Origin of the sequence: Nonomuraea sp. NPDC026600, from assembly GCF_040638335.1 — a bacterium.
Lineage (GTDB): Bacteria > Actinomycetota > Actinomycetes > Streptosporangiales > Streptosporangiaceae > Nonomuraea.
Map to the genome: position 1 here is coordinate 111,403 of NZ_JBEZYD010000026.1, position 12,225 is coordinate 123,627.

The 12,225-nt window shown below is 68.6% G+C and carries 16 protein-coding genes; 3 read left to right on the top strand and 13 right to left on the bottom strand.

The window, feature by feature from the left end; translation table 11 throughout:
• Positions 1-174: 174 nt before the first annotated feature.
• From AB0F17_RS43100 to AB0F17_RS43130, 7 genes are all read right to left on the bottom strand, one after another.
• Positions 175-759, bottom strand: a complete 585-nt coding sequence (locus AB0F17_RS43100; RefSeq protein WP_358035616.1) for a hypothetical protein — start codon at positions 757-759, stop codon at positions 175-177.
• The gene (locus AB0F17_RS43105) at positions 756-1,118 is read right to left on the bottom strand and encodes a hypothetical protein (protein ID WP_358035618.1); all 363 of its coding nucleotides are present in this window, start codon (positions 1,116-1,118) and stop codon (positions 756-758) included. The genes AB0F17_RS43100 and AB0F17_RS43105 overlap by 4 nt, the downstream gene beginning before the upstream one ends.
• 378 nt (positions 1,119-1,496) lie before the next feature.
• Positions 1,497-2,123: a hypothetical protein gene (locus tag AB0F17_RS43110; RefSeq protein ID WP_358035620.1), complete on the bottom strand. Its 627-nt coding sequence runs from the start codon at positions 2,121-2,123 to the stop codon at positions 1,497-1,499.
• A 63-nt stretch (positions 2,124-2,186) separates the two neighbouring features.
• Positions 2,187-2,396 (bottom strand): hypothetical protein, encoded by a 210-nt coding sequence (locus AB0F17_RS43115; RefSeq protein ID WP_358035622.1) that lies wholly within the window; start codon positions 2,394-2,396, stop codon positions 2,187-2,189.
• Positions 2,393-2,596 (bottom strand): hypothetical protein, encoded by a 204-nt coding sequence (locus AB0F17_RS43120; protein ID WP_358035624.1) that lies wholly within the window; start codon positions 2,594-2,596, stop codon positions 2,393-2,395. Before AB0F17_RS43120 ends, AB0F17_RS43115 begins: the two co-directional genes overlap by 4 nt.
• Positions 2,597-2,656: 60 nt before the next feature.
• Positions 2,657-2,980, bottom strand: a complete 324-nt coding sequence (locus tag AB0F17_RS43125; RefSeq protein WP_358035626.1) for a hypothetical protein — start codon at positions 2,978-2,980, stop codon at positions 2,657-2,659.
• Positions 2,981-3,103: 123 nt separating this feature from the next.
• The gene (locus tag AB0F17_RS43130; protein ID WP_358035628.1) at positions 3,104-3,316 is read right to left on the bottom strand and encodes a hypothetical protein; all 213 of its coding nucleotides are present in this window, start codon (positions 3,314-3,316) and stop codon (positions 3,104-3,106) included.
• Positions 3,317-3,879: 563 nt separating this feature from the next.
• On the opposite strand from AB0F17_RS43130, the gene AB0F17_RS43135 reads away from it, so the two are divergent.
• The gene (locus AB0F17_RS43135) at positions 3,880-4,236 is read left to right on the top strand and encodes a hypothetical protein (RefSeq protein ID WP_358035630.1); all 357 of its coding nucleotides are present in this window, start codon (positions 3,880-3,882) and stop codon (positions 4,234-4,236) included.
• A gap of 91 nt (positions 4,237-4,327) precedes the next feature.
• Here AB0F17_RS43135 and AB0F17_RS43140 read toward each other — a convergent pair whose 3' ends face one another.
• On the bottom strand, positions 4,328-5,764 hold the full coding sequence (locus AB0F17_RS43140; RefSeq protein ID WP_358035632.1) for a hypothetical protein: 1,437 nt from the start codon (positions 5,762-5,764) through the stop codon (positions 4,328-4,330).
• Positions 5,765-5,989: 225 nt separating this feature from the next.
• Between AB0F17_RS43140 and AB0F17_RS43145 the strand changes: the two genes are divergently transcribed.
• On the top strand, positions 5,990-7,285 hold the full coding sequence (locus AB0F17_RS43145; protein WP_358035789.1) for a Scr1 family TA system antitoxin-like transcriptional regulator: 1,296 nt from the start codon (positions 5,990-5,992) through the stop codon (positions 7,283-7,285).
• Between the two features lie 90 nt (positions 7,286-7,375).
• The gene (locus tag AB0F17_RS43150) at positions 7,376-8,176 is read left to right on the top strand and encodes an SAM-dependent methyltransferase (RefSeq protein WP_358035634.1); all 801 of its coding nucleotides are present in this window, start codon (positions 7,376-7,378) and stop codon (positions 8,174-8,176) included.
• A 3-nt stretch (positions 8,177-8,179) separates the two neighbouring features.
• Here the strand turns inward: AB0F17_RS43150 and AB0F17_RS43155 are convergent, their stop codons facing one another.
• From AB0F17_RS43155 to AB0F17_RS43175, 5 genes are all read right to left on the bottom strand, one after another.
• Complete coding sequence (locus tag AB0F17_RS43155) at positions 8,180-9,355, bottom strand: cytochrome P450 (protein ID WP_358035636.1); 1,176 nt, start codon at positions 9,353-9,355, stop codon at positions 8,180-8,182.
• A gap of 177 nt (positions 9,356-9,532) precedes the next feature.
• Entirely contained in the window at positions 9,533-9,916 is a 384-nt protein-coding gene (locus tag AB0F17_RS43160; protein WP_358035638.1) for a hypothetical protein, read from the bottom strand.
• A 71-nt stretch (positions 9,917-9,987) separates the two neighbouring features.
• Positions 9,988-10,800: a peptidoglycan-binding domain-containing protein gene (locus AB0F17_RS43165; protein ID WP_358035640.1), complete on the bottom strand. Its 813-nt coding sequence runs from the start codon at positions 10,798-10,800 to the stop codon at positions 9,988-9,990.
• 177 nt (positions 10,801-10,977) lie between these two features.
• Positions 10,978-11,859, bottom strand: a complete 882-nt coding sequence (locus AB0F17_RS43170; RefSeq protein WP_358035642.1) for a hypothetical protein — start codon at positions 11,857-11,859, stop codon at positions 10,978-10,980.
• 68 nt (positions 11,860-11,927) lie between these two features.
• On the bottom strand, positions 11,928-12,224 hold the full coding sequence (locus AB0F17_RS43175; protein WP_358035644.1) for a hypothetical protein: 297 nt from the start codon (positions 12,222-12,224) through the stop codon (positions 11,928-11,930).
• Position 12,225 lies beyond the last annotated feature (1 nt).

Consider the following 12,225-nt stretch of genomic DNA (forward strand, 5'->3'; position numbering starts at 1 on the left):
CGCCCCAAGCAGCGCGCCCACACTGCCGCCCAGCCACCACAGCGTCCAAATCAACCGGTTCGCCCGACACCACGGTGTCCTCCACATCGGTGCTCGCGCGTGCGCGCGCGTTGGCCTCCCGAAACTCCCGGGGCGGGGTCTGGCCTTTGGTCAAAGGGGTGTCGGGGATGGTGGTCATGAGGGCCTCCGTGGGGTCATGGCGGCGATATGGACGCCGTAGGCGAGTACGCAGGCTCCTCGGACGACGGTGTCGTTCTTGCGGGCCATGAGGGGGCGGATGAGTACTCCGCAGGTGCAGGTGATGGTGCCGGTGTCGCGGTCCATGGCTTCTGGCATGTGGAGGCGGGTGGTGCCGTCTGGGGTGGCGGTGGGTGCGTGGCGGGGGCACAGGTTGGTGCCGCCGAGGTGTCCTCTCTGGAGCATGCGCCAGCCTGGCTCTAGTTCGCCGGTCTCGTACATGGCGATGGCGTCGTACGTGTTGGGGCATCGTGTGGCTACGCAGCGGCGGATGCCGGGTGGGGCGATGGTGAGCTTGGTGAAGGTGGCGGTGAGGAAGGTGGTGCGGTAGCGGAGCGGGTTGGAGCCGTCTGCGCGGAGGGCCTGGCCGGTGAGTGGGACGGAGCCGTGGAGTTCGCGGGCTACTGTCTCGCTGAGGATCATGGCGAGGGGGCGGGTGCGCACGGAGGAGGCGCCGGCGGGGATGTAGACGAGGCGGCCGGGCTGGAGCTCTTGGAGCGTGGGTGTGGTCGTGGTGTTCATCGCGGCTGCTGTGCTTCCTGGTCGGCCTTGCGGAACAGGGCGGCGCACGCCGGACGGCGGCATCTCCAGCTCTCCGGGATCTCGTGGGCGGGGTTCTCGGTCAGGCCGCCGAGCATGATGCGGCGCGGGTCGCAGGCTGCGCTGATTTCGGCTATGCCGCCAGCGACGGCGTACTCGTGGGAGACGACGGCGACGTGCCACTGCTTGACGGTGTGCGCGTCGCGGTGGTTCAGGTAGCGCGCGTCTCGGTATCCGGCGACGAGGCGGCCGCCGAGGAGGAGGGGCGCGCCGTGCTCGCTGTCGGGGAGGATGTCGTAGCGGTCGCCGGTCCATTCGATGCTGGCGGGGCGGGTGGTCATTCGTCTTCCTCCCACGTGTGTCCGTAGTGCACGTTCTCGTGGGGTTGTCCGGTGTGTCCGGCTGGGAGGGAGCAGGGGACTTCGCTGGGGTAGGGCGGGCGGGGGAGTCCCATCCTTCGCAGGCGGGGCCGCCTTGGCGGGCGGCTTCCTCCATCTCGTCCATGCGGCGCTGCTCCTCCTCCCTTGCTTGGGCGGCGGCGCGCTTCCTGGCGTGGGCGCGTTTCGCGGTGGCGGAGCGGCGTTCGCGGGTGGCGGCGCGCTTGGCGACCTGTTCGGGGAACGCCTCGAACGCCTCGTGCTCCTGGCGCTGCTGCTCGAAGAATGCTTCGACGGAGCGGACGATGTCGGCCCATACCTGGTCGGGGTGGCGGGCGCCGTTCACCAGACGCCTTTCTCGTCGCGCTTCGCGAGCTCCCAGCCGCCTTCGAGCTGCTCCATCATCCATTCGCGGTACTCGCGGTCGCCGTATGTCTTGCGCTGCTCGGGGGTCATGGCGTCCCACTCGGTGATGGGGATGCCGGTGTCGTGGGTGTCCGACACCTTGGACCCGTGTTTCTCGGTGCTGACGTCGAATTCGAGCTTGACCGTGTCGGTGTCGGTGGCTAGGTGGGGCATGGAGCAGCGGACGCTTCTGCATTCCAGGTTGGGGCCGTGGGCGGCGATGCGGCTACGGAGGGCGCAGTCGTCGCAATGGCCTGGGTTAATCGCGTTCTGGGGGCAGTGGTGCTCGTTGTACGGCGTGGTGGCGATCGTGTGGACGCGGCCGGTGTGCCGTCTGTCGGTGGTGACGCGGACCTTGGAGGGGCAGCCGCAGGGGTATCGCCAGATGATGACGCCGTATCGGGGGGTGGCGAGCTGGTGGGCGTGGTCGGCGATGAGGTTGCGGTGGGTGGGGTCGAGCACGGTGGCGTGGGTGTCGCCGAGGTCGGTGACGGCATGGATCGCTCGGCGGGGGATGCCGAGGACGGCGACGGTGTCCTTCATGTGCTTCGTCTCGGGGTACACGGTGGGCTCCTGGCCTTGGACGTGGGAGGGGCCGCCGGGCGGGGTGCCCAGCGGCGGGAGGGTTTACCAGATGCCGTTGCGGATCATTTTGAGGAGGCGTTGGCGGTTGCGTTCGTGGACGCCTGCCATGGCGAACGTGGTCTCGACTTCGAGGCGGAGTCCGGCGGCGGCCTGCTCCTCGGGGGTGACGGCGCGCTGTACGTCTTCGAGGGCGGAGATCAGGGTGGCGACTTCGAGGATGGCTTCGCGGGCTGAGTCGGGCGTGTGGGTCACTGCGCGATCGTCCAGCCGCCTTCGACCTGGGCGAGCATCCAGTCGTGGTAGCGGGCGTCGCCGTGCTCCTGGCGCTCCTGCTCGGTCATGGCGTCCCAGTCTGTGACGAGGACCTGGGTGTCGATGGTGTCCGAGATCTTGGAACGGACAAGGTCGGTTCTGAGGGTGACGTGGAGCTTGACCGTGTCGCTGAGGGTCATGGGGTGCTTCCTTCCGGAGGGGTTGGGGGCCGCCGGGCGGGGTGCCCGGCGGCCGGTGGGCTAGCGGATGGGGAAGCCGAGGAGGTGCGGGTCCACGGTCCAAGACGTGTACTGGCAGGTGACGATCACCTCGTGCTCCACGTGGACGGTGCGGAGATTCTCGCCGGTGCCGACGTGGGCGCCGAGGGCGGCGGTCACATCGAGGGTGATGCCGGTGTGGTTGCGGAGGGTGCCGTTGAGCAGGTTGGCGATGTCGCGGTCGTCGGCTTCGCGAAGCGGCTTGTACTCGCCCTGCTGGCATTCATTGCAGCCGCACTGCCAGGGGTCGATGGCGATGAGCTTCGGGCGGGGGTAGTTCTCGGCGAGGACCTCGCTGAGGGTCACGGGGTGCTCCCTTCCGGTGGTCGCTTGGTGATCATGTGGGCGATTAGTTCCTGGAATCTTCATTCCAGCTACTAATGCTGTGGGGCTGGTGAGGACGCTGAGACGAGCGATTGCGTACAGATCTCAGGCGTTGTCGAGGCGTCGCCGCACGTCGCCCACGAAGTTGGCCGGGGCGGTCAGATAGATGGGCGTCCCGTGGGCGTCGGTGCCGATGGAGACGCGGAGGCTGGCGGCGGCGTTGCGGCGCCGGTTCCGTCGAGCGAGGAAGACGAAGAGAAGCATGGCCGCCTTGATCGTCAGGGCAATGGCGATAGTGGCGATCTGGATGGTGGTCACGTGCAGTCTCCTCAAGGCCAAACAGGTGGGGCCGGTTGACGCGATCGGCCTGCTTACAGATCAAAACTTTAGCATGATTCTTTATTGGTGTCTATGACGGCATTGCTGGGATGTGGAGCAGTCGGGCAGCCATGCAGACTTGGGCATTACCGCGCGATGCCGAAGCGCTGCGCGTCGGGAGAGGCCGCGCCCACGTCGAGCACAGAGCGACCGCGTGCGCCGAGAACATGGTGATGGCCGTCCGCCGGGCGGTGGCGGGAGCTTCTACTGGCGTCCTGATCGCCCATTCCCCGGGCGGCCCGTCGTCTCGCACCGTGCGAGGCGGCTGGCTGTATCTGTTCCGGGGATGCCGGAGTGACGGAAGGCGCTGTGAGCGGCCGGGGGCGCTTGACCCCCGGTTGCATCCCATCAACCCGAGGACGCCGAGTTCGCCTGGGAGCGCCCCGTACGGAGAACCAATTTTCGCCGGCCTTGCGAGAGTGCAACAGACTGCGCTGCCTACCGAGTAGCTCCTCCCCCGGCTGTCTTGCCGGTGTAGCTCACGTGTTCGATAGCGTGGGCGGGTGGAGCTGTTGCGGGTGGACCTGCTCAACTGGCCGGCGGATCGCGGGTCGGGCGGCTGGGTGGTCCCGTACGATGACCCGCTGGTGTGGTGGGTGGTGACGGCGGTCCACGCCCGGTACGAGGCTCCGCGGGTGGTCGTGGACGAGTACGACGCGCTGATCGGCATGGTGGTGCCGAAGGTGAAGCGCATGAACACGCTGCGTGCGTATCTGCTGGACTTGGACGGGACGAACACGGGGCTGGACGTGCGGGAGCGTGTGCTGCTGCATCAGCGGGGAGAGCGGGCGGCGTGGTGGTTCCTGCGCGAGGTGACCGCGAAGGAGCTCGAGGAGATGGAGCGGTACCGGAAGGGGTAGGGCTTCGCCTCCGCCCCTCCCGCCAAGCAAGGGCGAGCTCTGCGCAGTTCGCCAAGAGGCGGAGACGGAAGCCCGGTTCAGGGGGCGCCGGTCAGGGGCCGTACCACCACGCCACGGCGGGTGCGGGTAGTCCAGGGGGCGGGCCGGTCGGCACGTTCGTGGGTGGTGGCGGTTCCGTGGCGCCGGCCTCGGGGGGAAGAGTGGCGGTTGGCCCAAGGGTGGGGGTTGGCCCAAGGGTGGGGGCGCCGGGGCCTGGCGTGCCGGGGTCCGGCGTCGTGGGCCCGCCGGGCGTGGGGGTGAATGACGGCGTGGGGGTGAACGTCGGCGTGGGGGTATATGTCGGCGGGGGGGGCAGCGCCGGAGTGGCTGTCGGCTTCGGCGCGTTGGCGGGGGCCGTGGCGATCACTGTCGCCGAGACGGTAGGCATGGCGGTCGCAGGCTTCTGCGTCGGCTGCACCGTGGGTGCTGCCGCCGACTTCGTTGCCTTCGATGCTGAGGTGATGGGGTTCGCCGATGTGAGAGAGGTCGTCCTCACGGGCGGGGCCGCCGTGTCGGCGGGCGGGGACGTGAACATGGTGAACGTCGGCGCGGCGGTCGGGGTGTCCCGTCCGGCGGGCTCGCCCCAGAAGGGGACGACTGAAGGCTCGGCCGTGTCCGGTTCGGCGAGCGCGACGATGGGAGTTGGCTCCCGCGGCAGGTCGAGGACGATGGGCGCGGCCGCGACCAGGCCCGTGGCGGCCATGGCGGTTGCGGCTTGCGTGAAGGTGATGCCTACGGAGTTGGCAACCTGGGTGATGACCTGACTGGCCACACCGACCAGGGTTGTCCCTCCCCCGCTGACGGCGGCGGTGCCTAAGCTCGTGGCGGCCGCGGTGCTGGCGACGGCTGGGGCCGCCGCTCCTGCGACGCCTGCCGTGCCAGCGGCGCCGGCGGCTGCTGCTGGGGTTGCGGAGCCTGCGGCGGCGGCTCCTGTAGCACTGCCGGATGCGGCTGCCGCCTTGCCTCCGAGGATCGCGCCGACCATACCGAGGGGCAGGACGCTGGCGACCGGGATGCGGCTGAATCGGCCGACGAGCTGCTTGGCTGCGTCGCGCATCTGGATGATGCGGGCGTGCGCGGCGAGCCGGTAGGCGGCTCCGGTGCGCGGGTCCTGGACGGCCTGCTGAAGGAGGACTGCCTCTCGGGCGAGGATGTCGGCGATCAGTTCTCCAGCCTGAGGGGCCCTCTTGATCAGGTCGTACAGGAAGGTCTTGCCGCGGGTGAGGGGGGTTCGGGTGGACAGGTGGGTAACGATGCGCTTGGGCTCGACTCCGTCTTCATTGACGAGGCGTTCGCACTCCAGCGCCAGGAGGGCGAGCAGGGCGGACTCACGCTGCTCGAAGAGCGCGAGCTCGCTCACGAGAGAGTCGAGCATGCCGAACTTGTAGCCGGGCACGTCGCTGTTGTTGAAGGCGGCGCGGCGGTACAAGTCCGTGATCATGGTGAGGTCGGCTGGTGGAAGGCTGTCGCCTGGATGCTGCTCGTTCAAAGCGCGGCTCCTCCCGGTAACGCAACGTATACGTCAAGATCGTGCTTACTGGCGTCTGCCATCTAGAGTTACCTCATTGGCAGCGTCAGTTACCATTTCGGCGTTTGATCGTGGCGCTCACGGGCACTCTCTGTCAACACTCGGGGCTAATGTCTTGGTGCTCTGTACGCTGATCCGTCAACAAGGGCCGCACCCCCGCGCCCTGACAGGAGGACCCGGGTGGACATGTTCGCCGCACGGCTCGACGAGATCATGAAGCGGCGCGGCCTGACTGACCGCAATGTCCGGGACAAGCTCGCCGAGCTGGACGTCAAGGTCAGCCACGTCTACGTGGTGCAGATGCGCCAGGGCAAGGCCACGAACCCGACCATCGGCGTGGTCAAGGCGCTGGCCGAGGTCCTCAACGTGCGCACGTCATGGCTACTCGGCGAGAGTGACCCGTCAAGCGACGCCCCGTTCGCCGGCTTGTCCAACGCATCCCGTGAGGCGATGCGGGTCATGCTGGAGTTGGCCCGGCGCGCGGACCGGCTCGCGCCGATTGGGTGGGACATCCCGCCGCCGCCCCAGCTCGGCGAGCGCGCCGATGCGAAGCTGTCCGCGGTTCACCCGTACCTGCCGGAGGAGGTCGAGCGGGCGCTCTCCCCCGACGCGGATCACATCCCGCCGAACAGGGTCGGTGCCCGACTTCGCGAGCTGCGTCTGAAGGCTGAGCTGTCCACGGCGGAGGCCGACCTGGTGGTCGGCACGGAGGCGGGCTGGGTGGATGGGGTAGAGGCCGGCAGCACGACGCCGTCCACAAGGATGCTGCAACAGCTCCTCTCGCGGTACGGCGTCATGGACCCGTTCCAGCAGCAGCTATTCGCGGCGGCTGCCCGGGGAGACCTGGACGATCGCTGGTGGTTCCCCTACTTCCAGCGGTTGCCGATGTGGCTGGTCGTCTTCATGGAGATGGAGGACAGCTCCGAGTTGATCCGCACGTTCTCCAGCGACAGCGTGCCGCCGTTGCTCCAGCATCCCGAATACGCCGTGGCGGTGCGGCAGGCGGCCCATCATCCGGAGACGGCGGCCGATCAGGTCGAGTTCGGGGTGAAGATTCTGCGCGACCGGCAGCGGCGGCTACTCGAGGAGCGGACCACGAAAATTTGGGCGGTGATTCAGGAATCCGTGCTGCTCGACGATCTCGGCGGAACCGACGTCCAGGTGGCTCAACTCGACCTTCTAATCGAGCTGGCGCAAAGACCGGAAATAACCATCCAAATCAACCCTGGCGGGCCCGGCCGGTACCGTCCGCGCGGCGGGCCGTTCACGCTGATGCGGCTGCCCGGCGACGGCCGCCCAGATGTGGTGTGGCTACCGCACCTGGTCGAGGATCTGCTGCTCTCGGACATGCCGCTGGTGAAGGCATACCACATGGCGCACACCCGGTTGAGCATGTCGGCGGGCGATCCGGACCGGTCCGGCAATGGGCTGGCGAGGATTCGGGAACGGGTGGTTCGGGAAGCGCTCACTGGTAGGGGTTGACAGAATTTCGGTCATTTAGTTGGGTTGCCGAGTTGTGCCGCCGCGTCTTAAATCCGGCATCCCCCCTCAAACTCCCCTATGGTGATCATCATGGGCAAGGATTCCTCCTTAGACTGGCGTGCCGGCATGGACCCCACTGTGCCGAACTCCGCACGCATGTACGACTACTACCTCGGCGGGTCGAACTCGTTCCCCGCCGACATCGCCGCGGCGCGGCGCCTGATTGAGATTCAGCCACTCATCGAGCCGGCGTCCCGCGAAAACCGGCACTTCCTACGCCGTGTCGTCTGGCATTTAGCCGACGACCTCGGCATCCGCCAGTTTCTCGACATCGGCGCCGGCTTGCCGACCGCAGGCAACGTGCACGAGGTCGCGCCGCGCGCGAGGGTGCTGTACGTGGACCACGACCCGGTGGTGGGCGCGCACGCTCGCGCGTTGATGGCGGGCGAGGACCGGGTGCAGGTGCTCCAGGGTGATGCGCGGGAGCCGGACGCCATCCTGGGCGATCCGGTCACGACCGGGTTCCTCGACTTCGAGCAGCCAATCGGGCTGCTGATGATCGGCTTGTTGCACTTCGTGCCGGACCGGGATGGCGCACACAAGGTGGTGCCCCCGTTCTTGAGGGCGCTGCCGCCCGGCTCGTACCTGGCGATCAGTCACGGCATGACGGATGGCTTCGACGCGGGCACAGTGGACGGGATCTCGCAGGTGTACGAGGACGCCATGCCCTACCAGTTGCGCACCCGGCTCCAGATCGCGGCGTTCTTCGATGGCCTGGAGATGCTGGAGCCGGGGTTGGTGCCTATCACGGAGTGGCGGCCAGACGGCGTGGGCGAGGGGATCACCGCGCAGGAGGTCGGCGTCCTGGGCGGTGTCGCGCGCATCCCTTGACCTTTAGCTGGGTTTGACGGTGGTGGGCAGGCTGGCCAGGCCGCGGATGTTCGGGTGGTGCATTCGGGTCGGCGTGCCGATGTCGTAGTCCTCGGCGACGGCGGCGACCAGTTCCTCGAGCACGATCCGCGTTTCGAGGCGGGCGAGGCTGGCGCCGAGGCAGAAGTGCGGGCCGGTGCCGAAGGTGAGCATCCGGCTTGTGTCGCGGTTGAGGTCGTAGCGTTCGGGGTCGGGGAAGACCGCCGGGTCGTGGTTGGCGGCGGCGAAGATGAGCAGCATGCGGGAGCCTGCCGGAACCGTCGTGCCGTGCCATTGGACGTCTTCGGTGACGAGGCGGGCGGTCATCTGGCCGGAGGAGTCGTAGCGGAGCGTCTCCTCGACCCAGGAGCCGATCCGGCCGGGCGTCCACGCGATCGTCCGCTGGTCGGGGTGGCGGGCTGCCTGGTACCAGGCGTTGGCCAAGACCTTGGTGGTGGACTCGTTGCCGGCGATGCCGAGCAGCATGCAGACGGCGACGATGTCGCGGTCGGTAAGCCGCTGTCCGTCGATCTCGGCTTCGAGGAGGGCGGAGACGAGGTCGTCGCCGGGATGGCGGCGCCGGTCGGCGACGAGTTGCCCGTAGTAGGCCACGATCTCCATGGTGGCGGTCGTGGACTCGGGCGAGATGGCGGTGCTGCCTTCTTCGCGTGCGATGACGGCGTTACTCCAGCCGAGCAGGTCGCCGCGGTCTGCGGCGGGGACGCCGACCAGTTCGCTGATGACGTCCACCGGGATGGGAGTCGCCAGGTCGGTGACGAAGTCGAACGTGCCCCGGTCGATGGCCGCCGCGAGGTAGCCGCGGGTGATCTCGCGGATGCGAGGCTCCAGCTCGGCCACGCGGCGGGGTGTGAAGCCGCGGCTGATGAGGGCGCGGAAGCTGGTGTGATCGGGCGGGTCCATGCTGATGAACGACGACCGCTTCCGGGCGTCGGGTGACCACAGTTCGAGGCTGACGCCGTGGCTGTTGGAGTAGACGGCCGGGTTACGGGCGGCAGCGTAGACGTCGGCGTGACGGGTGAGCGCCCAGAAGTCCACGTCGGCGTTGCGGTAGAGCGGCGCGCGCTCGCGCATGGCCGCGTACGTGGGGTACGGGTCGTCGTGGATGGCGAAGTCGTACGGGTCGTACAGCACGTCGTTCACGGTGCCCCTTGCTCGTATTCGGGTTGTTGTTGATCAGCCTCTCAGCGGGGGCATATCGGGGCAACGGCAGCACATATCGGTCGTCCGGTATGGGGCTGGTCGGGTGTGGGGGTTATCGGCGGGTTCTGGTGGCGGCCGCCTGATAGCGGAGTGTTGCGCCGGTGGCGCCGCCGGCGGTCACTGCTTGACCTTGCCGCTGTCTGTGGGCGCAACCGCGGCCGAGCGGGCGGTGTGGGCCCGGTTGAGCAGGTCGAGGGCGATCCGTTCGGCTTCGTCCACGGGCAGGCGGGAGGTGACCTGGCCCCAGTTGACGATCAGGTCGTCGGGACTGGGCTGATGGTCGGGCGGCAGGTGCGTGGTGGTACGGCCGGGAGCGGGCTTGGCCCTGCTGGGCATGTGGCTGAAGGCAAAGGCGACGAACAGAAGCCAGCCAAGCACCAAAGCGGCCACGTACGCAGGGAAGTTGCCGGGCCACCACTCGCCGGCGTACGCCTGCGGGAGCAGCATGGTGGCGATGCCGGCCATGCCGGTGGTGATCGCTTGCAGAGTGTTGCGTGACATGTGGGCTCCAGGGATGTGACCTGCGGGAGTGCAGGGTTGTGTAGGGTCTGCGGGTTTGTGCGGGGGCGGGGTCAGCCAGCGGCGCGCCAGGCATTGGGGCCGACGATGCCGTCCACGGGGAGGCCTTCGGCGCGCTGGAAAACCTTGGTGGTGGCGGCAGTCATGGGCCCGTAGCGGCCATCCACGGTGATCGTGTACTTGAGCTGCTTGAGGCGGTTCTGCCAGGTGGTGATGTCGGCTCCGCTCATGAGCGGCTGGCCGGGCCAGTAGGTGAGCAGGCGGCCGGGGAAGGCGGGCCAGTCGGACGGCTTGGAGGTGGATGGCTTGCTCGGGGTCGGCTTGGATGGCTGCTCGGTGGTGCCGCCGTCGAGGTAGTGCTTGACCTTGGCGATGAACGAGGTCCACGGGAAGTTGCCGCCGGGGTCCCAGTGGTCTGACCGCTTGTAGACGGCGCTCACGTCCTGGTGACCGACGATGCCGCGCTGGCCGGCGCGGAGCTGCGCGCGGGTCAGCCGGCGGGCGGGGATGCTGTGCTTCTTGCACCAGCCGGCGACCTGGCGGGCGGCGAGGTCGAGCAGGTCCTTGCTGTACTCGTCGGCCCACTGGGCTGCGTTTTGGCCGGCGCGCCCGGCGAGCTCAATCTGGAGCCCATCCGAATTGCAGCCGGGGGCGGCCCACGCCGTGTCCGAGTCCGATACGCAGCGGACGACGCTGTTGTTGTCCACGCACAGGTGGGCGGACGCGTTCGTGCTGGGGCGGGCGAAGTAGGAAGCGACGTTCTCGGCGACGTTGCCGGACTCGCCGGTCTCCATGGTGTGCACCACGATCACGCGGATCGGTGCGACGCGGCCCCTGGTCTTGTTCGGCGACGTGATGGTTTGCACGGGTGTGCCCCCTCGTTCGCGGTCCAGGCCCTCGAGGTCCTGGCGGTTGAAGAAGGGAGGGTGTCGGGCAGGGCGGGTTAGTGTCCGGGCCCGAACGCTGGTGAACGCTGCCGAACGGTTCTGAACGCGGCCGAGCGCCGACCGCGCGGGTCGGTCGGCGCTCGGGCCGGGAGCGGGTCAGGCTGCCTGCGGCAGGTCCTGCCCGGTCTCCTCTTCCTCTTCCTCGTCGTCTTCGTCGAGGACCAGGCTTTCGGCGGTCGCGGCCGCCTCGTCGGCGTCGTAGGCATGAACGGTGACGGCGTATCGCTGGTATTCGCCGAAGTCGCCGCTGTTGCTGTCGCTGTCGCACGTGTCGCGTTCGCCTTCGACGACTCCGGCGACGTACAGCGGGGATGGCGACATGTCGAGGTCGAGCAGGCCGGTCACGGTGTACGGGCGCGGGCTGGGCTCCGCCTCCTGGCCGTCGATCTCGACCACGCGCGGCGGCTGGGTCATGGTGGCCTCGGTGATGCAGATTGAGCCGACCGCGCCGAACGGGGCGCGCTGGAGCGCGTCGGCGAGGATCCGCTTGGCGTCTTCCACGGTGTGGGCGTCGAGGCGGGCCACGGCGTCGAGCTCGACGTCGAGGGCGTAGCTGTGCAGGACGGGCGCGTCAGGTGCGACGCCGAGACGGACGTTCGTGACTTCGATGCCGTCGTCGTTGTCGTAGTAGTGCTCGGCGAGCTCCAGCCAGTAGACGCCGCCGTCGTTGAGGTGGTCGCTGATGGCGTCCGGGTCGGTGGCGATGGCGGGGGGGACATCCACGGCGACGGTGACGGTGCGGGATACGCGCGCGTACGTCTCCAGGGTGACGATGACGCGGGTGAGGTCGGGGTCGGTGGCGGGCGGGAGCTGGTAGTCGCCCTCGCCCGGGTCGAGAAACATGCGGCAGGCGCGCTCGGCGAGTTCGCGTTGCCGGTCGGTGACGTCTTCGGGGTCGTGGCCTGCGGCGAACGCGGCGGCCACGTGGACGAGGGCGTCGAGCTCGTCCGGGGCGAAGAATGTGTAGGGCTGAATCATGAGGGTGGTGCCTTCCGGTGGTGCTGGTGGCCCGTACGCCGCTCGTACGGGCGCGCCGGTGGGTTCATTCAGGGGTGGGGCAGGAAGATGTCGAGCCCGTCGTACAGGCGGGGGCCGGCCGCGCCCGGGTCGGCGTCGTGGCCGGCCGCCGGGACGTCGGGGGCGGGGGTCTCGTCGAGGACGTCGATGTCGCCGTCGATGCTCAGCCCGTCGAGGGTGACGTCCGGGTCGTCACTGGTGAGGGCGAGGCTTTCGACGACAGCGCGCAGCTTGGCGCGGGCCTCGCTCCTGGTGCGGGCGGTGACGTCGCCGACGATGAACGTCATGGCGTCGAGCCTGAAGACGGTCAAGGGAGTGTTGCTCACG